The following is a 19,850-nucleotide window of genomic DNA, read 5'->3' on the forward strand; positions in this document are numbered from 1 at the left end:
AGTGGCCAGGGTAGATGTCCGGGAAAACGCGATCCTTTCCAAGCCAGCAATTCGACAAGCTGAAGACCTCCTGCCGGGAGGGCTACGACCTGCTGCGCCACCGCGGCCCGAGCCAGATCCAGTTCTGGTTCATCGCCCTTGCGGTGGGCATTGCGGCGGGATTTGCGGCCCTGTTTTTTCGCAAGGGTGTCAATGCCTTGCAGACCTACCTCTACGGCACGGAAGATGTGCGTCTGCTGCATAGCTTTGCGGAATCGCTGCCGTGGTACCTGATCCTGATCATTCCGATCTGCGGGGGGCTGGTGGTGGGCGTCATCCTGCATCTTTTTACCAAGGACGGGCGAGCCCGGTCGGTGGCCGATGTGATCCACGGTGCGGCCATGCACAATGGCCGGGTCGAGACAAGAGCGGGCCTTGCCTCGGCACTGGCCTCGATGATCACGCTGGGCACGGGCGGATCGACGGGTCGGGAAGGACCGGTGGTGCATCTTGCGGCGGTGATCTCGACCTTTGTCAGTCGCCGGATTCTGGCGGATGGGATCACGGGCCGTGACCTTCTTGGCTGTGCCGTGGCCGCCGCCGTGTCAGCGAGCTTCAACGCACCGATTGCGGGCGCGCTTTTTGCGCTTGAGGTCGTGCTGCGCCACTTCGCGGTACACGCCTTTGCACCGATCGTGATTGCGAGTGCGGCGGGCACGGTCATCAACCGGCTCGAATTCGGCGGCGTGACGGAGTTCACGCTGACCACTGTCAACGAAGTGCAGTTCTATCAGGAACTGCCCGCCTATCTGATCCTGGGCCTGGTCAGCGGTCTCGTGGCGGTGGCCCTGATGAAGGCGATTTTCTGGGCGGATGATGTCGGCACGCTGGTACAGAAAACCATCCGCCTGCCACGCTGGCTGCGTCCTGCCGTTGCCGGGGCGATGCTGGGCGGGATCGCGATCTTTTATCCGCATATCATTGGCGTGGGTTACGAGACGACCTTCCTCGCGCTCGACGGGCAGCTCTTGCTCTGGGACGCCATCGTCTTTGCGATCCTCAAGACCATTGCGGTAGCGATTACCATGGCCGGGCGCATGGGCGGGGGGGTCTTTTCGCCCTCGCTGATGATCGGCGCGCTGACAGGCCTGAGCTTTGGGCTGATCGCGACGGGTATCTTTCCCGATGTGTCGGGCTCCATCTCGCTCTATGCGCTGGCTGGGATGGGGGCGGTGGCCGCCGCGGTGCTGGGCGCGCCGATTTCGACCACGCTCATAGTCTTTGAGCTGACAGGCGACTGGCAGACCGGGCTTGCGGTGATGGTCGCGGTGTCCTTGTCCACCGCCTTGGCGTCCCGGCTTGTGGATCGCAGCTTTTTTCTCAGCCAGCTCGAACGGCGTAACATCCATTTGGCCAAAGGCCCGCAAGCCTATCTTCTGGCCATGTTCCGGGTCGCCGCCCTCACCCGGGGCAGGGATGATCCGCATGCCGCGAATGAGATTCGTTGTCAGGAAATGGTGAGGGAAGGGATATACCTGCGGCCCGACGCCACGCTGGAGGCCGCGATGCCGCTTTTTGAGGCCGGGGCCAGTTTCATCCCGGTGGTGCGGTTTGCGTCGGGCATAGGTCCACCGGAACTGATCGGGGCGCTGTTTCACGTCGATGCGCTCAAGGTCTACAACCGCGCGCTGGCCGCCACCGCGGCGGAGGAGCATTCCTGACGGCGGCTCAGATCTGTTCTACCGTGACCTCGCCATTGGCATAAAAGGCCAGATGATCCTTGATCCGCGCGACGGCCTCTTTCGGCGCCTCATAGGACCAGACCACATCCCGGAGCGTCGTGCTCTTGGTCACAACCGAGAAATAGGTGGCGTCCCCCTTATGCGGGCAATGGGTCGATTTGTCCGAGGAATCCAGAAACGCCATCGCAATGTCCTTGCGTGGGAAATAGATGACCGCCGGATAGTCGCCCTCTTGCAGCTCCAAAGCATCATTGCTTTCGCCCAGAATTGCGCCACCGGCGCGCACGGACCAGGTGCCTTGGGCTTTTCGGATCGTGATGTGGTTGGCCATCTTGCTGTCTCTCTGTTGCTCGCGCACTCTATTTTCGGCCCGCAGGATTGTAAACGCGGCAGAGGCCGGCGGATCAGAGCGGGGTTGTCACGCTCTCCAGCCATGCTTTGGCCTCCGGTGACACTCGGGGGGCGATCTTTTCCAGAACCTCGGCGTGATAGGCATTCAGCCAGTCTCGTTCCGCCCGGGTCAGCATGTCACGCACCACCAGCCGCCGATCAATCGGGACAAAGGTAAGCGTACGCCAGTGGAGCATTTTTCGGTCGTCATCCCCACCGGGCAGAAGCGGCGCTTCCTGCACGACGATCAGGTTCTCGATGCGGATGCCGAACGCCCCTTCACGATAATAACCCGGTTCATTGGATAGGATCATGCCCGGCTCCAGCGGTACGGCGCTGGCACGGCTGAGGCGCTGGGGGCCTTCATGCACACTTAGATAGGCTCCGACACCGTGACCGAGGCCGTGGTTGAAATCTTGCCCGGCCATCCACAGCGGCAGCCGCCCGATGGCCTCGATCTCGCGGCCTGCAAGCCCGACGGGCCAGCGCAGCCGGCTCATCGCGATCATCCCCTGTAACACGCGGGTAAAGGCCTCTCTGCCCTCCTGCGGGGGGGAGCCGATGGCAATGGTGCGGGTGATATCTGTTGTCCCGTCCAGATACTGTCCGCCACTGTCGATCACGATCAGATGCCCGTCTTCGAGGCGGCTGTCGGTCTCTTCGGTGACGCGGTAGTGCATGATTGCGCCGTTGGGCCCGGTACCGGCAATGGTCTCGAAACTGATGTCGCGCAGCGCGTTGTCCACGCGCCGGAACGCTTCGAGCTTGCTGACCACCTGGGTTTCGGTGAGGCTGCCGGGGGGCTGTGCATCGAGCCAGGCCAGCAATTCGACAACCGCCGCGCCGTCCCGCAGATGGGCGGCCGCAGAGCCTTCGATTTCGGCCGCGTTCTTGCGCGCTTTGGGCAGGGCGCAGGGGTCATCGCCCCAGACGCCCCGGTCGCCCACCGCGCGGGCCAGCCGCAGGGGAACGGTGCTTTTCTCCAGCCGCACCGGGCCGTCGAGACGTTCCAGAAAGGCAACGAGTGTTTCCGGCGGGTGCAGCGTGACCTCGTGGCCCAGATGATCGCGCACCTCTGTCAGTTTTTCCGCCGCCATGAAGAGATGCACCTGCCCGTTGGCCATCAGCACGCAAAACCCTTGCGCGATGGGGTTGCGCGGGATGTCCGCGCCGCGGATGTTCAAGAGCCAGCACAGCGAGTCCGGCAGGGTGATCAGGGCCGCGGCTTGCCCGGCCTCCTTGAGTGCTGCGCCGAGCCTCTGACGTTTGTCGGCATGGCTTTCCCCGGCAAACTCCAGCGGATGCACCTTGGCCGGTGCCATGGGCGGCGTCGGCTGATCTGGCCAGATACGGTCGATCAGGTTGTCACAGGGGCGCATTTCGATGCGCTTATCGGCGAGCTTTTTCTCCAGCGTGTCGATCTCGCGCGGGGTGTGCAGCCATGGATCAAAGCCCACAACGGCGCCCTTCGGGGCGTTGTCGGCCAGCCAGCTTGCGAGGGAGGTCTCGGGCCAGGGCACGGGGGTGAACTCCGCCGCGACCTGCGCCTTGACCTGCGTGCGGTAGCGCCCATCAATGAACACACCGGCTATATCCCGCAGGGCGGCACAAAACCCGGCGGACCCGGTAAAGCCGGTGAGCCAGGCCAGCCGCTCATCGCGCGGTGCCACATATTCGCCCTGATGGGCATCCGCGCGCGGGATCAGGAAGCCGTCCAACCCCTCCGCCACCAGAACCTCCCGGAGGGCTGCCAGCCGGGGTGGCCCCTGGTCGGGACGTGCGGTGACCTCGAAAGACTGGTACATGGGAGCCCCCTTTTTCCCGATTGCGAAAACGTCAGGCCGCCTTAGCTGACCCGCTTTATGCCCATCACGCGCGCCCGCGCCCTGGGATCATTGTCAAAGAGGGCGGCAAGCTGTTCTGTCATTGCGCCCGCCAGCTGGTCCACATCGGTGATCGTGACCGCGCGATCATAATAGCGCGTCACGTCGTGCCCGATGCCAATGGCCAGCAATTCGACGGCCTTGCGCTTTTCCACCATGGCGATGACATCCCGCAGGTGTTTTTCCAGATAATTGGCCGGGTTCACCGATAGGGTGCTGTCATCCACCGGGGCCCCATCCGAAATCACCATCAGGATTTTGCGCGCCTCGCCCCGCATCAGCATCCGGCGGTGCGCCCATTCCAGCGCCTCGCCGTCGATGTTTTCCTTCAGCAGCCCCTCTTTCATCATCAGCCCCAGATTGGGCCGCGTTCGCCGCCATGGGGCATCGGCGGATTTATAGATGATGTGGCGCAGGTCGTTCAGCCGTCCCGGCTGTTGCGGCCGCCCGTCATTCAGCCAGGCCTCGCGGGCCTGACCGCCCTTCCACGCGCGTGTGGTAAAGCCGAGGATTTCGACCTTGACGTTGCACCGCTCCAGCGTGCGCGCCAGCACGTCCGCACAGATCGCGGCAATCGAAATCGGCCGCCCGCGCATGGAGCCGGAGTTGTCCAGCAGCAGCGTCACCACGGTGTCGCGGAATTCGGTATCCTTTTCGACCTTGAAGCTCAGCGGCGTGGTCGGATTGGCCACTACCCGCGCCAGACGGCCCGCGTCCAGCATGCCTTCTTCCAGATCAAACTCCCACGACCGGTTCTGCTGGGCCTGCAAACGGCGCTGCAGCTTGTTGGCCAGACGGCTCACGGCCCCTTTCAGGGGCTCCAACTGCTGGTCGAGGTAGGCCCGCAGGCGTTCCAGCTCAACCGGGTCGGCCAGCTCTTCGGCGCCGATCTCTTCGTCATGCTCTGCAAGATAGACCGCGTAATTGGGATCTGCGTCCGAGATGGGCTGCGGGGCAGGCGGCTCCATCGGCGCTTCGCCCTCGGGCATCTCGGCTTCCTCGCCCATCTCCTGATCGGCCATATCGTCCATGGAGACCTGAGCCTGCGCGGCATCCTGCTGCTCTTCTTGGGACTGCTCGGGTGAGGCGTCAGCCTCTTCTTCGTCCTGATCGTCCTGCCCGGTGCTGTCGGGATCGGAATCGTCGTCGGTGCCCTCCTCGGCCTCGTCCTCCTGATCCTCGTCCAGCTGATCAGGATCATCGCCCAGCTGATCCCCATACCCCAGATCAGAGATCAACTGCCGCGCCAGCTTTGCAAACGCCGACTGGTCCGACAGGGTCTCATCCAGATCGTCTAGCGTGCCGCCGCACTGGTCCTCGATAAAGCCGCGCCACAGGTCCATGACGTTCTGCGCCCCGGAGGGCAGATCGCGGCCCGTGGCCAGGTGGCGGATCAGGTAGCCTGCCGCCGCGGCAAGCGGCACATCGGCGGCCTGCGTGACCTGATCGTAGCCTTTGCGCATCGCTTCATGGGCGATCTTTGCGTCAATATTGCCCGCGGTGCCGGGCATGTCCCGCGCGCCCATCGCCTCGCAGCGGGCGGTTTCCATCGCCTCGTAAAGCTCGCGCGCCATCTCGCCTTGCGGCTGGTACTTCGCATGGGTCTGGCCACTATGGTAGCGGCGATTGAGCGCGAGCGCGTCGGCCGTGCCCCGCGCGAGCATCACCTCGTCGCGGGTCATGCGGCGCGACACCTGCGGCAGCCGCATCGAATCCCCCGAAACGCCCGCCGGATCAACAGAATAGGAAACCGTCAGCTCCGGATCATGCGCCATGACCTTCGTCGCCTCCGACAGCGCCTTCTTGAATGCATCAGCCGGATTGTCAGACTGCTTGCTCATCGCTCACCCTTTCGCCATCTGCGGCAACTCAGCTATGCCCGAGGCCAGATCGGCCAGCAGGGCAACATGCACGTCCAGTGCATCAATCACTTTATAGCCCGGATCATGCCCGTCAAACGCCAGACCCAGATCTGTACCTGCAAGCACGACGGCCTCGGCCCCCTGATCCGCGATCAATCTTTCTCCGGCGGCAAAAAAGAAGGCCCGATCCGCTTCTGTCGCGGTGCCCCTTACGGCCATCTCCAGATAGGTTTTGCCCACGTCTGCCATTTCCTCGGGCGCCACTGCCCGTGTTTTCACCAGTTGGCCGTAGAGGCGGGTGCGCATCACGACCTCTGTGCCCAAAAGACCGACCGTTCCAAGGTCCCGCGCTTCGAAATGAGCATCAAGCGGCGTCACACCGCTGACCAGCGGCAACGGGCTGATTGCCTCCGTCTCCGAATAGCAAAAATGCCCGCCGAGCGACGTGATCGCAGCGCAGTCGGCGCCTGCGGCTTTCAGACGCGCGATGAGATCCGCGTAGATTTCGGTCTGCGCTGCGCGGTTATCCGCAAGGTTGTTGGCAATCAGCTCATCCGCACTTGCCTGCACGATTGTCAGGTCCAGCTTCTTGCCGCGCTCCCGCATCAGGGCCGTCAGCCGCTGATAGTAAACCACCGTGGCTGCCGGGCCGATACCGCCGATCAACCCGATGTGCATGGCTTATCCCAAACTCACGCTGGCGGCGCTTTCGGGGAGTTCCTCGTCAAAGAGGCGCTGGTAGAATTCCGCGACGGTTTGCCGCTCCAACTCATCGCATTTGTTCAGGAAACTCAGCCGGAACGCATAACCGACGTTGCGGAAAATCTCGGCATTCTGAGCCCAGGCGATGACCGTGCGCGGCGACATCACGGTGGAGAGGTCCCCGTTCATGAAGGCCGTGCGCGTCAGATCCGCGACGGTGACCATCTGCTTGACGGTCTTGCGGCCCTTCTCGGTGTTGTAATGCGGGCTCTTGCTCAGCACGATGGCGGTTTCGGCGTCGACGCTGAGGTAGTTGAGCGTGGCGACCAGCGACCAGCGGTCCATCTGGCCCTGGTTGATCTGTTGGGTGCCGTGATAGAGCCCCGTCGTATCGCCAAGACCGACGGTGTTCGCCGTGGCAAAGATGCGGAAATAGGGGTGCGGCGTGATGACCTGGTTCTGATCCAGCAGGGTCAGTTTGCCATCCACCTCCAGCACGCGCTGGATCACGAACATCACATCGGCCCGGCCCGCGTCATATTCGTCGAAGACAATCGCGGTCGGGTTGCGCAAGGCCCAGGGCAGGATACCTTCTTGAAAGTCAGTGACTTGCTTGCCGTCTTTCAACTTGATCGCATCCTTGCCGATCAGGTCGATCCGGCTGATGTGGCTGTCGAGGTTCACCCGTACCGCCGGCCAGTTCAGACGCGCGGCCACCTGTTCGATATGCGTCGATTTGCCCGTCCCGTGATAGCCCTGGATCATCACCCGGCGGTTGTGGGTAAACCCGGCGAGAATGGCCAGCGTCGTGTCAGGGTCAAACTTGTAGGTCATATCAAGGTCCGGCACCCGGTCACTGCCTTCGGCAAAGCCTTTGACGACCATGTCGGTGTCAATGCCGAAGACGTCACGGACATTGATGTCTTCGGTGGGCTTTGAATTGATGTCCAGCGCGCCATCGGCCATATGCTTTGGTCCTTCAAGTAAGTCGTGAGTGAGGGGCAGGCTTTTTACCCGCGCCATCTGGTGCAACATATTGCGCAGAGGTGCAAGGGAAAGGGCCGGGCCAGTTGGGGCCAATCGTTAGACCATCAGTCCTTGAAATTGCGGCTTCCCTTGATCTGGTCCCAGGCCCAGACGACCTCCTGGAGCTGCTCCTCCTGGCTGCGATCGCCGCCGTTCATATCCGGGTGCAGTACCTTGATGAGCGCCTTGTAGGCCTTGCGCACCTCGGGTTTGGTCCAGGTGTCTTTCGCCTCAAGAATTTCCAGCGCGCGGCGTTCTGTCGGGGGCAGCCTGCGACCGGCCTGCGGGCCACGCCCAGGGTTCTGCGTGGCATTGGCGCCCAGCACCTGATGCGGGTCCTCGATCCCCAGCCGGGCCCAGGCCCGTGCCTCGGGATCGCCCATCGGCTTGGTGTTGCGCTCCCACACTTTGTCCTTTGACATCTGGGCGTTAAGCTCGGCCTCGGTGGTGCCGTCAAAGAAGTTCCACTTCAGATTATACTCGCGCACATGAGCCTGGCAGAACCAGAAATAATCGTCCAGCACATCGGGCGCTTTCGGCGCGCGGTACTTGCCCGGCTCATGACATCCGTCATGGTCGCAGATGCGCGTCGAGGTTTCTGACGCGCCTGACATGCCGCGCCGTCCACGCGGATTTTTCTTCTTTGAAGAAGACACGGACATGTCGAATCCGAAAGGATCAGGTTTTGGCATATTTGGCACCTATACGAGTCGAGGCCGCTTAGTTTAGACTGCACGCAGAAAGAGGGAAGGGGGCAACGGAAAAAAATGTCTAAACGGCAACAGATTGAAGATCGCCTGCGCGATGCCTTTGCGCCGCGCGCGCTGGAGGTTGTGGATGATACGGAAAGCCATCGCGGGCATGCGGGTTTTACCGAAGGGGTGGAGAGCCATTTCAACGTGCTTATCCGCGCGGATCAGTTTGCCGATATGAACAGGCTGGCCCGGCACCGCGCGATCCACAGCGCCCTGGGGCCCAAGCTGATCTCCGAGATACATGCGCTGGCGCTTGATGTAGACGTCTAGCACAGCCGTTTAATCATCTGTTTTCGAGATGCCCTTGGTAGCCGAGAGCTTTTCAAGAGACCCCGTCAGACGGGCAACATCACTTTAGTGATCCAGGTCGGCATCGCGCCGCAACCGATATTCACCTGCGCCGCCTGACGCATCGTCATGGCGGTTTTGTGGGATTGTGAGCTCTGGCTCTGGGGGCAGCTGCCTCGTACCCGCTGGTTGCTTGAGCGGCGGCAGGGTCGGTTCAGTTTCTGCCCTCGCCGCTTTGACGCGCCGGAACACCAACACATTGCGCAAGGTCGACGTGGTTGAAAGCAGCCCCGACCGTTCCTCCGAAGGAAGGGTTTCTGCACGCTGATATTCCCACCCCTCCGAGGCCATGGTGTTCATCACCTCTTCGAGCGCGTGCAAGAACCGCGCCTCCGCGGTTTTGATGCCCTTTGCTTTGACGCCGCGGGTCGGGGCGGCGATGACGCGATATTCGAAGTGTGACATGACATGATCCTAATCGTACCACAGCGTTATATCAAAGCAGCAGACAGACGCAAAGGCACTGGCACAGAACCCCTTAATGCGGCCACTAAACGCGCATCTCCCGGTTTCAGAGCCTTATTCTGCAGCCAGGCCGCCCCGCAATCCCATGTCCCAGAAACCGATCTCAAGCCGGGTGGCGGTGGCAAATCGCTCTTGAAGCTGCGCCCAGCGGGCTGCCTGCGTCGGATCGGGGCCGAGACGCCGAGCGATTGCCTTGTCGATCATTGCACCGACCGATGCCATGACCTTTTGGTAGTCTTCACCGGCATAGGTCTCAATCCAGTTTTGGTAGGGTGTGTCGGGTGCATGGGACCGGGCCAGCCGCGTTCCTATTTCACCGTACCCAAAGCAGCAGGGGGCAAGCGCTGCCATCAGGTCGAGGAAATCCCCCTGCAGACCGCTGTCCATGACATAACGGGTATAGGCGAGGTTCTCGACCTCTTCGGTTGCGGCGAATAACGTCGCTTCATCAATGCCTTCCGCCGCACAGGTCGCCACATGTAGCGCCATCTCGTGGTTGACCAACGCATCGACTGTCCCGGCGCAGACCTTCATTTCCTCAAGCGTTTCGGCTTTGACCACGCCCAAAGACCAGGCTCGGGAGAAATGCACGAGAAAGACGTAATCCTGCACGAGGTAGTGCAGGAAAGACGCCCGTGGCAATGACCCGGTGCGCAGCCCTTCTACGAATGCGTGCCCTGTGTAGGCCTGCCAGTCGGATGCGCATGCGGCGCGCCAGCGGCGAAAGGTTTGACCGTATTTGTCTGTCATCATTCTGCGGATCTCTTTGAGGTTGGGTAAAGGGTTGCAAAGTGGTGCGTCGGGCCATGACCGGACCCCACCGAAAGCTCGTCTGCATGGGCAATCGCCGCCGCGACATAAGTCTTTGCTGCCGCCACGGCCTGCGCCAGTGGCACGCCCTTTGCCAGATGCGCCGCCAAGGCAGAGGATAAGGTGCAGCCGGTGCCATGGGTGTTGGGCGTCGCTTTGCGTTTGGCCTCGAACCATTGCGCATCTTGCGCGGTGACCAGGCAATCCGGGCTGTCGTCGCCCTGCAGGTGGCCGCCTTTCATCACCACCGCCTGCGGGCCGAGCGCGCAGAGAGCCCGGCCTTGCGCTGCCATCTCGTCGCGTGTGCGCGCGACGGGCGTGTCCAGCAGATGAGCGGCTTCGGGCAGGTTCGGGGTGAGCACGGTCGCCAGTGGCAGCAGCCGGTTGCACAGCGCGGCCACAGCGTCGTCATGCAGCAAGGTCGCACCGCCCTTGGCGATCATCACAGGATCAAGAACGATGGGTCCGGCCTCCCGCGTCTCAAGCGCCCCGGCGATGGCATCGGCGATATCGGCCGTGGCGATCATGCCGATCTTGACGGCATCGACGCGGATGTCCTCGAAAACGGCGGCGATCTGGTCTTGCACAAACCTCGGCGGCACCAGGTGGATGCCAGCAACCCCTTGGGTATTTTGCGCCGTCAGCGCGGTGAGTGCGGCCATGGCGTAAGCCCCGTTTGCCGAAATCGTCTTGAGGTCTGCCTGAATTCCGGCGCCTCCGGACGGGTCTGACCCCGCGATACTCAGAACATTGGCGATCATTCGGATTCCTCTCTTGTGTCAAAATGAAACCTGCGGGCGGCGGCTTGTGGATCGGGCTGGCCGCAGATGGCCGAGACCACCGCCAACCCGTCGGCACCGCTGTTGCGCACAGGCTTCACATGCGCTGGTTTCAGCCCTCCGATGGCCACGGTGGGCAAGGGAGATAGCGTCACCATCCGTGCTAGCCCGTCCAGGCCGATCACTTGAGCATGGTCGTTTTTCGTCGCGGTGCCAAAGACCGGGCCAAGACCCAGATAGTCCACCAGCGCAGGGTCGGCGGCGCGAACCGCGTCCGGCGTCTCACACGACAGGCCAAGTATCTTGTCCGGACCCAGCAGGGCACGGGCCTGCGCGGGCGCGATATCACCCTGACCGATATGTGCGCCATCGGCCCCGGCCGCAACGGCCGCTTCGGGGTCGTCGTTTATGATCAGCGGGACCTCCAGACCTCTCAAAAGGTGTTTGAGCGCGCGCGCTCTTTCGACCCGCTCAGCGGTGCTGGCCGTCTTGTCGCGGAGCTGGATCATCGTCACACCCCCGGCGACAGCCTCCCGGACCGTGGCCACCAGCCCTTGCCGGGCACAGAGCTCCGGGTCGGTCACCAGATAAAGGCGCAAGCGATCACGCAGAGCGCGTGTCATGCAATCACCTTTGGCAGCTCATTCGGGTCCGCTGCGGCAAGAGCATCCAGGAAATGCATCTGAAAACTGCCGGGGCCCCGGGCCTCTGTCGCGGCCCGGGACCCGGCCACCTTGAAATGCGCAAGGCAGGCGATGGCGGCCTCAAAGGCAGGACCGGTTGCCGCATAAGCCCCCATTAAGGCGGTGAGCGAACAGCCCAGGGCGGTCACCTGCGGCATCAACGCCGACCCGCCGGAGACATGCGCCTCTTGGGCACCGTCGGTGACAAAATCCACGGGTCCGGTGACGGCGACCACGGTATTGAAATCTTTTGCAAGGTTTCTCGCGGCCCCCTTGGCCGCCTCAACGCTGTCCCCGCTGTCTGCGCCTTTGCCAGCACCGGCTTCGCCGGTCAATGCCAGAATTTCAGAGGCATTCCCGCGCACGATGCTGGGCCGCAGCGCCAACAGCGCCTGCGCGGCGCGTCTGCGATAGCCTGAAATGAAATGGGCCACCGGATCGAGCACCCAGGGCAGGTCGCGATCCTGTGCGATCTGGGCTGCCGCGCGCATGCTTTTGAGCCAGGGCGCTGACAACGTGCCGATGTTGATCGTCAGCGCGCCGCAGAGGGGGGTGAAATCGGCAATCTCTTCTTCGGCATGCAACATGGCAGGGGATGCCCCGGCGGCCAATACGACATTCGCAGCGATATTCATCGCGACATAATTGGTGATGCAGTGCACCAGAGGGTTTTGCGCACGCAGGGCTGTCATCAGACTGTTCGGGGGCATGACGTCTCCTTTTTGGGCAAAAAGAGACGACGCAGGGCTCACCCAAGCACACGACCTCCCTCCGCCAGCATTATCCGGTTCAGGTTCAAAGGGTACATCTCAGCTTTGCAGCGCCCCTGGTAGGTCTAGAGGTAATGGCACTCTGACGGATCGTCAATCACCGCGTTTCACGGATCAGGGATGGGCCGGCGCTCCGCTGCAGGGTTGCAGCAGGTGTTTCGCCACATCACGGGTCGTATCAGGCGGTTGATCTGTGGCCGCCCCAACCCCCTAGGGGTGTGTTGCGGCGCGCCGATGGCCCTGCCGGATTCTATTCAGAGAGTTTCCGAGAGACCAGTTGGTTGACCGTTTTCGGATTGGCTTTGCCCCCGGTGGCCTTCATCACCTGCCCCACGAACCATCCTGCAAGCTTGGGGTTTTCCCTGGCTTTTGCAACCTGATCGGGGTTGGCGGCGATGATCTCGTCCACGGCGGCCTCGATGGCGCCGGTGTCGGTCACCTGCTTCATGCCGCGCGCCTCGACGATTTCTGCCGGATCACCGCCCTCGGTATAGACGATCTCAAAGAGCTCCTTGGCAATCTTGCCGGAAATCGCATCAGAGGCGATGAGGTCGATCACCCCGCCAAGCTGGGCCGGGGACACGGGGCTGTCGGTGATCCCCTTGTCGTCTTTCTTCAGGCGGCCAAAGAGTTCGTTGATGACCCAGTTTGCCGCCATCTTGCCATCGCGACCGGCGGCGACGGCTTCAAAGTACCCGGCGCTGTCCAGATCGGCGGTCAGAACCGAGGCGTCATAATCGGAAAGGCCGAAGTCGCTGATGAAACGCGCCTTCTTGGCGTCGGGCAGTTCGGGCAGGCGGGCGGCAATGTCATCGACCCAGGCTTGCTCGATCTGCAGCGGCAAAAGGTCGGGATCGGGAAAATAGCGATAGTCATGCGCCTCTTCCTTGGACCGCATGGAGCGGGTTTCATTCTTGTCGGGATCATAAAGACGTGTCTCCTGATCGACCGTGCCACCGCCTTCCACAATCGCGATCTGGCGGCGCGCCTCGACCTCGATGGCCGCCTGAATAAAGCGCATGGAGTTCATGTTCTTGATCTCGCAGCGGGTGCCGAGATGCGAAAAATCCTGCGTGGCCTGATATTTCTCGTACTGACCCGGCCGGCAGATGGAGACATTCACATCCGCGCGCATCGCCCCCGATTGCATGTCACCGTTGCAGGTGCCCAGGTAACGCAGGATTTGCCGCAATTTGCCAAGATAGGCGGCGGCCTCTTCGGGGCCCCGGATGTCGGGGCGCGAGACGATTTCCATCAGCGCCACACCGGTGCGGTTGAGGTCCACGAAAGACATGTTCGGGTCCATGTCGTGGATGCTCTTGCCGGCGTCCTGTTCCAGATGGATGCGTTCGACGCGCACCAGCCGCGCGGTGCCATCGCCAAGCTCGACCAGCACCTCGCCTTCCCCCACGATGGGGTGGTAGAGCTGCGAAATCTGGTAGCCCTGCGGCAAGTCGGGGTAGAAATAATTCTTGCGGTCAAAGGCGGAACTCAGATTGATGTCTGCCTTGAGGCCCAGCCCCGTCCGCACGGCCTGTTCGACGCAGTATTCGTTGATCGTGGGCAGCATGCCGGGCATCGCCGCATCCACGAAAGAGACATTGCTGTTGGGTTCCGCGCCGAATTTGGTGGAGGCGGCAGAGAAGAGCTTGGCGTTCGAGGAGACCTGCGCGTGGACTTCCATGCCGATGACCAGTTCCCAGTCTTCCCTGGCACCGGCGATTACCTTTGGTTTGGGTGTGTCATAGGTCAGATCGAGCATGGGTATTTCCCCTGAGGCCAAGCGCATGTGGCAGGGGTTTAGGCCAGCGGGCGCAGTGCTGCAAGCCCCAAGCGGGGCAGACCCGCAGGACAGGGCGTGCAGATCAGATCTTGTGCGGCAGTGCCCGCCAGCCCAGGGAATAAAGGCCCTCGGAAGTGTCAGGCAGGGAGGAGCGCGGGATCATCTTGGCTTCGGTCGTGAAATTTTCCTTGATGCGCACCACGATCAGCGTCTTGAACGGGCGTTCAAGGTCAACCTTGACCGTTTTTGAGCGGCCAAAGGGAGGCAGGTGCAGCAGCTCGACGCCGGTCTCCTCGCAGTCGCGATCCGGGCCTTCGAGCGGAATGTCACAGTGGATGGCCGCATGAACCTGGGCGATCACGTCATAGACGGGCAGGTGATGCCCGGTTATTTCGTAATATCCCTTGGCCGCGCGCAGCAGGCTGACATGCATCGCGGTCAGGCGTGCCAGCGGCTCCTGAGCCGCAGAGGAGCAACTCTCAGTGGCCGTTTCAGGGGTCACGCGGTGCCATTCTATCCAATCCCCACTGTCCCAGTGAGCGGCGTCTTCGGGTATCTTTCCCATGATGCATCCTTTCTCGGTGTCTTGGTTCAGCAGATCACGGCCAGACGGCCGCTGGGGGTCAAAGAGCGGCGCGACCAATGTGTGATCCTGCGCCGGTCATCGAACGTCACGTGCCGTGGGGGCATTTGCGGCTGATCTTTGACCGACAAAGGCGACCCGATGCCCGCCCGGGCAGCCTTGGGGGTCTGGTCACTTGCCCAGCACTCGTACGACATAAACACCATTCAACACGGCCTTTCAGTTACAACAGGCCTTAACCTGACGTTTCTTTTAGGCTTAAAAATGGCACCAGAGCGGAGATATCGCGTTGATTGAGCTCTCTTCGTGAACAATCGCCGGTGGTTGTTCCCAAATGGGTAACGATCACGCCCGATGGTCACAGAATGGTCTTTGAAAGGTCTGCGGAATGCCGCCGATCTTCTCCATGGCGGGCTTGTCATTGATCCTTTCGCTGGGCCATATGCCGCCATGAAATGTCTTTTCGCTCTGTCCTTGTCTGTCTTCGTGCTCACCTCCTGCGCACAAGCGGACCGCGCAACTGATTCAGGGACGTCGGGGTCGTTGCCGCAGATGCGCTGGAGCCACGTGCCTGACCATGCTGAGTGGAACGTCGATGCGGTCGAAGCACTGGCCACCCACGGGCAGCCGCTGGTGGAGACAGTGCCCGAAGACATCGATGCGTGGTGCCCGGCCTATGAAGAGGCCGATCCGGCTGGACGCAAGGCGTTCTGGGTGGGGTTCATGTCGGCGCTGGCCAAACATGAAAGCACCTACAAGCCCCGCGCGGTCAGCAGCAACGGAAAGTGGTTTGGTCTGTTGCAGATCTCACCCGCGACGGCACGGGGGTATGAATGCCGCGCGGGCTCGGGCGAGGCGCTGAAGGATGGCGGTGCGAACCTCAGCTGTGCCGTCCGCATCATGGCTGTGACCGTGCCACGCGACGGCGTGATCGAAGACTATGACGGGCGCTGGCGCGGTGTCGCTGCCGATTGGGGACCGCTGCGTGTGGCGTCAAAGCAGCGTGACATCTCGGGCTGGCTCAAGGCGCAACCCTTCTGTCAGGACCCGGCCTGACCTGGCGCTAGCCGATCAGTGAGAAATGGTGCCGCTCGGTGCGGATGCCGCGGGCGTTCAGGGCGGCTTCGAACATCTTGTGGGGCGGGGTGCATTCATAGGGCAGTCTGATCTTACGCCCGCTGCCAAGCACCGCCGTGGCCCGGACGGACATATCGAGCCGCGTGTCCAGACGGAAGCGGTCGATGTCGCGCCAGTCCAGTTGTGCCGTGCGGCGGCCCGTGAACCAGCTGAGGTGCGTGTCGGTAAAATCGAGCCCGGCGGCGGGGTTTTTGTAAAGCTCCCACACCGCGGGCAGGGTGAACGCGCCGATCACGGCCATCAGCCAGGGCGCCGCCTCGACCAGGATCAGGGCCGCCAGCAGGGCCCCCCAGATCCCCGCAACCGCCAGCACTGTGGCACGGTTGCGTGCTTCGCGGCGATACCGAAAAGCCTCAGCGCCCACCCGTCACATCCAGCGTCGAGCCGGTGACATAGCTTGCCTCATCCGAACAGAGCCACAAGATCGCCTGTGCCACTTCCTCGGCAGAGCCCTTGCGCTTCATCGGCACCGTATGGGCGAGCTTGTCCGCACGACCCGGCTCACCGCCCTTGGCGTGAAGCTCGGTTTCTATCAGGCCGGGGCGGATCGACATGACCCGAATGTTATCCGCCGCAACTTCGTCCGACAAGCCTTTGGTAAAACAGTCAATTGCCGCTTTGGAGGCCGCGTAGTCAACATATTGGTTGCCGGATCCCAGACGGGCGGCAGCCGAGGAGATATTGACGATCACCCCGCCTTTCCCGCCCGCCTGAAGGCGCAGCACGGCCTCCTTCGCCACGAGCATCGCGCCGATGACGTTGATGTCGAACATCCGTCGCAAGCGCGCATGGGTCAGATCCGTGACCTTGGCGGTCTGATCGACCACACCGGCGTTGTTGATAAGCACGTCAAGGCGGCCGTAGGTCGTGTCGATGCTTTCGTACATCGCCTCGATTGCCACCGGGTCGGCCACATCCGCCTTGCAAAGCAGCACCTCTGCGCCCGCTTCCCGGCAGGTCTTGGCCACCGCGTCGGCCCCTGCGTCGTCTGAGCGGTAGTTCAGCGCCAGATCGTAGCCGCGCGCCGCGGCAATCCGGGCGGCGGCGGCCCCGATACCGGCAGAGGCGCCGGTGATAAGCATAACGGGTTTCATGGGTCAGTTTCCTCGAATTCTGGTCAGCATTTCGGTGGTATCCCGCGAGAGGTTCGGTGTGGCGAGGATGCGATCAAGCGCTTGGGCGATCTTGGCCTGCCGCCCCGCATCATAGCGCCGCCAGGTCTGGAAGGGCGTGCACATCCGCGCCGTGGTCTGCGGGTTGACCGGGTCGAGCCGGATCAGCCAATCGGCAAGCATGTCATAGCCTGCCCCGTCCGCTGCGTGAAACCCTGCGTGGTGCATGGCCAGCGCGCCCAGGACCGCCCGGAATCGGTTCGGGTTCTTCCAGTTGAAATCCGGATGCTGCGTCAGGGTGCGTGCCGTCGCCGCAACCGCGCCGGGATCGGCTTGGGTCACCTGCAAGCCAAACCATTTGTCCATCACAAGACGGTCGTTTTTCCACTGTTCTTCAAAAGCTTCCAGGGCGTTCTTGCCCGCGTTCAGCCGGAGCAGCACCGCGAGAGCAGCGATCTGCTGTGTCATGTTGTCGGCGGCACCGAACTGACTTTGGGCCAGCGTCGGGCCGTTATTGCGGGCCAGCAGACCAAGCGCTGCATTGGCCAGGGACCGGTGTCCGGTTTGCGCTGCATTGGGCTGGTAGTCGTCGCGGACCTGGTGGGTTCGATAGAGCTCCGGCAGCAGTTCGGCAAGGTGGTCGGCCTGGGCCTGGCGCATCGTCTCAACCGCCTCCCAGATCGCTTGTGGGTCGGGTACTTGGCCCGCATCGTGCAAAGCGGTCGCCAAATCCGACTGGCTGGGCAGGTTGAGCATGAGCGCGCGGTAGGCCGGATCAAGCGTATCATCGCGTAAAACCGTCCGTATCCCATCGAGATAAGCGGGGTCTGGGGCCGCACCTTCGGTCAAAATGGTCAACAGGCTGCTGCGGGCCAGCGTCCGGCTTGCTTCCCAGCGGTTGAAGGGATCGGTGTCATGTGCCAGCAGAAACCCTGTGTGGTCCGAGGCGAGTTCGCTTTCCAGCACGACGGGGGCGGAGAACCCCCGCAAAACGGATGGGATCGGGCGGTCTTTCAACCCTTCAAAGGTAAAGGATTGCGCAGGCTCGGTCAGTTCCAGCACTTGGCTTGCGACGATCTCTTCGCCTGCGGGGCTGAGCAGACCGGTCACAATCGGGATCACCTGGGGCTGCGGGTCGGGGGTTGTGGCCGAAGGGGCCAGATTCTGCGTGAAGGACAGGATGTAAGTACCATTGTACCAAGCATCTTTTACGGTCAGCCGTGGTGTGCCGGCCTGGCTGTACCAGCGTTTGAACTGGGTCAGGTCGCGCCCGGTGGTGTCTTCGAACACCCTCAACCAGTCTTCGATGTTGCAGGCCTGTCCGTCGTGCCGCTCAAAATAAAGGTCTAGCGCTTTCGAATAAGCCTCGGCCCCCACCAGACAGCGCAGCATGCCGATCACCTCGGCGCCCTTCTCATAGACAGTAGCGGTGTAGAAATTGTTGATTTCCTGAAAACTTTCCGGCCGAACCGGATGCGCCAGCGGGCCCTGATCCTCGGGGAACTGGCGGGCGCGCAGATCGATGACGTCCGAGATGCGCTTGACCGGCGCAGAGCGCATGTCAGAGGTGAACTGGCTGTCACGGTAGACCGTCAGCCCTTCTTTGAGGCAAAGCTGAAACCAGTCGCGACAGGTAATGCGGTTGCCGGTCCAGTTGTGGAAATACTCATGCGCGATGATCGCCTCGATCCGTTCGAAATTGACATCCGTGGAGGTCTCGGGGCTTGCCAGCACCGCGGAAGAGTTGAAAATATTCAGCCCCTTGTTCTCCATCGCGCCCATGTTGAAGTCATCGACAGCCACGATGTTGAAGATATCCAGATCGTATTCGCGGCCGTAGACCTCCTCATCCCATCTCATCGAGGCTTTGAGGGCCCTCATGCCGAAATCGCATTTACCCTCGTCCCCGCGCCGCACATAGAGATTGAGATCCACCGCCCGCCCGGACCGCGTTGTGAAACTGTCCGTGTGGGCCACAAGATCGCCCGCGACGAGGGCGAAGAGATAGGCGGGTTTGGGCCAGGGGTCATGCCATTCGGCGTGGTTGTCGGAGGCGCTGACAGGGTTGCCGTTCGACAGCAGCACCGGGTGCGGGCCCTTGATGCGCACGGTGAAAACGCTCATCACGTCCGGCCGGTCCGGATAGTAGGTGATCTTGCGAAAACCTTCGGCCTCACATTGCGTGCAATACATGCCATTGGACATATAGAGACCTTCGAGCGCTGTGTTGTTCTGCGGATCAATCTCGACCTCGGCCTGCCAGACAAAGGGCTGATCGGGGACCGCGCACGTCAGCCCTTCGGACGTGATCTCGGGCGATACGGGTACATCATCTATGGTTGAAGAAATGAGTTTAAGGTTCTCTCCGTGAAGGAAAAAATCTCCCTTACGATCAGGTTTTGGTCTGAAGGCGATCCGGCTTTTGACGCGCGTTTTGGTTGGATGCAGATCAAATGTCAGCTCGACCTTTTCGACATCATACGGAAAAGGCTCATACTCGTTGAGGTATATCGTCTTGGGGCTTGCGTCGCGCATGAGACCTGCATCTTTTTGGGAACAATCGGCTGGGGGGTACGTTAGGTCGAGACACGGTAACCTGCAAGGCGGCTTTGGCGGCCTGCACGAAAGGAGATAAAATGTCAGCACCCGACACGAACGTGGAGACGCAAAAACACAAACATCGCACCATGGGCCGGGGCATCTGGCTGGGTCTGGCCATCGCAGTGGCCGTCGCAATCGGAATGGTGATCGCGATCACTGTATTTGACGTTGATCTGACCACGGCAGTTCCCGCAACCGGTGGCATGGCCGATTGATGGCGATGCGCCGGAAAGGGGATCTGCCACAAAAGCTGTGTGCCACTTGCGGTCGCCCCTTCACCTGGCGCAAGAAATGGGAAAAAGTTTGGGATGACGTGCGCTATTGCTCCAAGAGGTGCAGCGGTCAGCGGCCCAAAAAACCGCATTCCTAGAAATCCTTAGGGAAGGTTTCGCAGTCCTGTTGCCACTTCAGATCAAACTGCCTACAAGCCGAATGCGTCC

21 protein-coding genes and 1 riboswitch are annotated in these 19,850 nt (G+C 61.8%); of the genes, 5 read left to right on the forward strand and 16 right to left on the reverse strand.

Annotated elements, in window-relative coordinates:
* Window positions 1–14: 14 nt before the first annotated feature.
* A complete protein-coding gene (locus H7847_RS21000; protein ID WP_227271452.1) occupies window positions 15–1,700 on the forward strand; it encodes a chloride channel protein in 1,686 nt (561 codons plus the stop codon).
* Between the two features lie 7 nt (window positions 1,701–1,707).
* Here H7847_RS21000 and H7847_RS21005 read toward each other — a convergent pair whose 3' ends face one another.
* The 6 genes from H7847_RS21005 to H7847_RS21030 all read right to left on the reverse strand — a co-directional run bounded on the left by H7847_RS21005 (window position 1,708) and on the right by H7847_RS21030 (window position 8,276).
* Entirely contained in the window at window positions 1,708–2,052 is a 345-nt protein-coding gene (locus tag H7847_RS21005) for a DUF427 domain-containing protein (protein ID WP_227271453.1), read from the reverse strand.
* 73 nt (window positions 2,053–2,125) lie between these two features.
* The gene (locus H7847_RS21010; RefSeq protein WP_227271454.1) at window positions 2,126–3,916 is read right to left on the reverse strand and encodes an aminopeptidase P family protein; all 1,791 of its coding nucleotides are present in this window, start codon (window positions 3,914–3,916) and stop codon (window positions 2,126–2,128) included.
* 41 nt (window positions 3,917–3,957) lie between these two features.
* Window positions 3,958–5,835, reverse strand: a complete 1,878-nt coding sequence (cobT, locus tag H7847_RS21015) for a cobaltochelatase subunit CobT (RefSeq protein WP_227271455.1) — start codon at window positions 5,833–5,835, stop codon at window positions 3,958–3,960.
* Window positions 5,836–5,838: 3 nt separating this feature from the next.
* Complete coding sequence (locus H7847_RS21020; RefSeq protein WP_227271456.1) at window positions 5,839–6,534, reverse strand: aspartate/glutamate racemase family protein; 696 nt, start codon at window positions 6,532–6,534, stop codon at window positions 5,839–5,841.
* 3 nt (window positions 6,535–6,537) lie between these two features.
* Window positions 6,538–7,524: a cobaltochelatase subunit CobS gene (cobS, locus tag H7847_RS21025; RefSeq protein WP_227271457.1), complete on the reverse strand. Its 987-nt coding sequence runs from the start codon at window positions 7,522–7,524 to the stop codon at window positions 6,538–6,540.
* A 125-nt stretch (window positions 7,525–7,649) separates the two neighbouring features.
* The gene (locus tag H7847_RS21030; RefSeq protein WP_227271458.1) at window positions 7,650–8,276 is read right to left on the reverse strand and encodes a J domain-containing protein; all 627 of its coding nucleotides are present in this window, start codon (window positions 8,274–8,276) and stop codon (window positions 7,650–7,652) included.
* Window positions 8,277–8,351: 75 nt separating this feature from the next.
* Between H7847_RS21030 and H7847_RS21035 the strand changes: the two genes are divergently transcribed.
* Window positions 8,352–8,609 (forward strand): BolA family protein, encoded by a 258-nt coding sequence (locus tag H7847_RS21035; RefSeq protein ID WP_227271459.1) that lies wholly within the window; start codon window positions 8,352–8,354, stop codon window positions 8,607–8,609.
* An 84-nt stretch (window positions 8,610–8,693) separates the two neighbouring features.
* Here the strand turns inward: H7847_RS21035 and H7847_RS21040 are convergent, their stop codons facing one another.
* The 7 genes from H7847_RS21040 to H7847_RS21070 form a co-directional block, all read right to left on the reverse strand.
* On the reverse strand, window positions 8,694–9,092 hold the full coding sequence (locus H7847_RS21040) for a DUF4177 domain-containing protein (protein ID WP_227271460.1): 399 nt from the start codon (window positions 9,090–9,092) through the stop codon (window positions 8,694–8,696).
* A 114-nt stretch (window positions 9,093–9,206) separates the two neighbouring features.
* A complete protein-coding gene (gene tenA, locus H7847_RS21045) occupies window positions 9,207–9,905 on the reverse strand; it encodes a thiaminase II (RefSeq protein ID WP_406676028.1) in 699 nt (232 codons plus the stop codon).
* A complete protein-coding gene (thiD, locus tag H7847_RS21050) occupies window positions 9,902–10,723 on the reverse strand; it encodes a bifunctional hydroxymethylpyrimidine kinase/phosphomethylpyrimidine kinase (protein WP_227271461.1) in 822 nt (273 codons plus the stop codon). The genes tenA and thiD overlap by 4 nt, the downstream gene beginning before the upstream one ends.
* Window positions 10,720–11,364: a thiamine phosphate synthase gene (thiE, locus tag H7847_RS21055; protein WP_227271462.1), complete on the reverse strand. Its 645-nt coding sequence runs from the start codon at window positions 11,362–11,364 to the stop codon at window positions 10,720–10,722. Before thiE ends, thiD begins: the two co-directional genes overlap by 4 nt.
* Complete coding sequence (thiM, locus tag H7847_RS21060; protein WP_227271463.1) at window positions 11,361–12,134, reverse strand: hydroxyethylthiazole kinase; 774 nt, start codon at window positions 12,132–12,134, stop codon at window positions 11,361–11,363. The genes thiE and thiM overlap by 4 nt, the downstream gene beginning before the upstream one ends.
* A gap of 39 nt (window positions 12,135–12,173) precedes the next feature.
* Window positions 12,174–12,262, reverse strand: a riboswitch (TPP riboswitch).
* 182 nt (window positions 12,263–12,444) lie between these two features.
* Window positions 12,445–13,956, reverse strand: a complete 1,512-nt coding sequence (gatB, locus tag H7847_RS21065) for an Asp-tRNA(Asn)/Glu-tRNA(Gln) amidotransferase subunit GatB (protein ID WP_227271464.1) — start codon at window positions 13,954–13,956, stop codon at window positions 12,445–12,447.
* Between the two features lie 103 nt (window positions 13,957–14,059).
* Complete coding sequence (locus H7847_RS21070; protein WP_227271465.1) at window positions 14,060–14,542, reverse strand: hypothetical protein; 483 nt, start codon at window positions 14,540–14,542, stop codon at window positions 14,060–14,062.
* Between the two features lie 585 nt (window positions 14,543–15,127).
* Between H7847_RS21070 and H7847_RS21075 the strand changes: the two genes are divergently transcribed.
* Window positions 15,128–15,616, forward strand: coding sequence for a transglycosylase SLT domain-containing protein (locus H7847_RS21075; RefSeq protein ID WP_319799787.1), 489 nt, complete (start codon window positions 15,128–15,130; stop codon window positions 15,614–15,616).
* 7 nt (window positions 15,617–15,623) lie between these two features.
* Here H7847_RS21075 and H7847_RS21080 read toward each other — a convergent pair whose 3' ends face one another.
* The 3 genes from H7847_RS21080 to pepN are packed head-to-tail and all read right to left on the reverse strand — an operon-like array spanning window position 15,624 to window position 19,344.
* The gene (locus tag H7847_RS21080; protein ID WP_227271467.1) at window positions 15,624–16,061 is read right to left on the reverse strand and encodes a hypothetical protein; all 438 of its coding nucleotides are present in this window, start codon (window positions 16,059–16,061) and stop codon (window positions 15,624–15,626) included.
* A complete protein-coding gene (locus H7847_RS21085) occupies window positions 16,051–16,791 on the reverse strand; it encodes an SDR family oxidoreductase (RefSeq protein ID WP_227271468.1) in 741 nt (246 codons plus the stop codon). Before H7847_RS21085 ends, H7847_RS21080 begins: the two co-directional genes overlap by 11 nt.
* Before the next feature lie 3 nt (window positions 16,792–16,794).
* Window positions 16,795–19,344, reverse strand: coding sequence for an aminopeptidase N (gene pepN, locus H7847_RS21090; protein ID WP_227271469.1), 2,550 nt, complete (start codon window positions 19,342–19,344; stop codon window positions 16,795–16,797).
* A gap of 101 nt (window positions 19,345–19,445) precedes the next feature.
* Here pepN and H7847_RS21095 point away from each other — a divergent pair, with 101 nt between their 5' ends.
* Together H7847_RS21095 and H7847_RS21100 are read left to right on the forward strand one after the other, a co-directional pair.
* Entirely contained in the window at window positions 19,446–19,625 is a 180-nt protein-coding gene (locus H7847_RS21095; protein ID WP_227271470.1) for a hypothetical protein, read from the forward strand.
* Complete coding sequence (locus H7847_RS21100; RefSeq protein ID WP_227271471.1) at window positions 19,625–19,780, forward strand: DUF2256 domain-containing protein; 156 nt, start codon at window positions 19,625–19,627, stop codon at window positions 19,778–19,780. The genes H7847_RS21095 and H7847_RS21100 overlap by 1 nt, the downstream gene beginning before the upstream one ends.
* The last annotated feature ends 70 nt before the right edge of the window (window positions 19,781–19,850 follow it).

The organism is Roseobacter weihaiensis (assembly GCF_020622345.1).
Classification (GTDB): domain Bacteria; phylum Pseudomonadota; class Alphaproteobacteria; order Rhodobacterales; family Rhodobacteraceae; genus Roseobacter; species Roseobacter weihaiensis.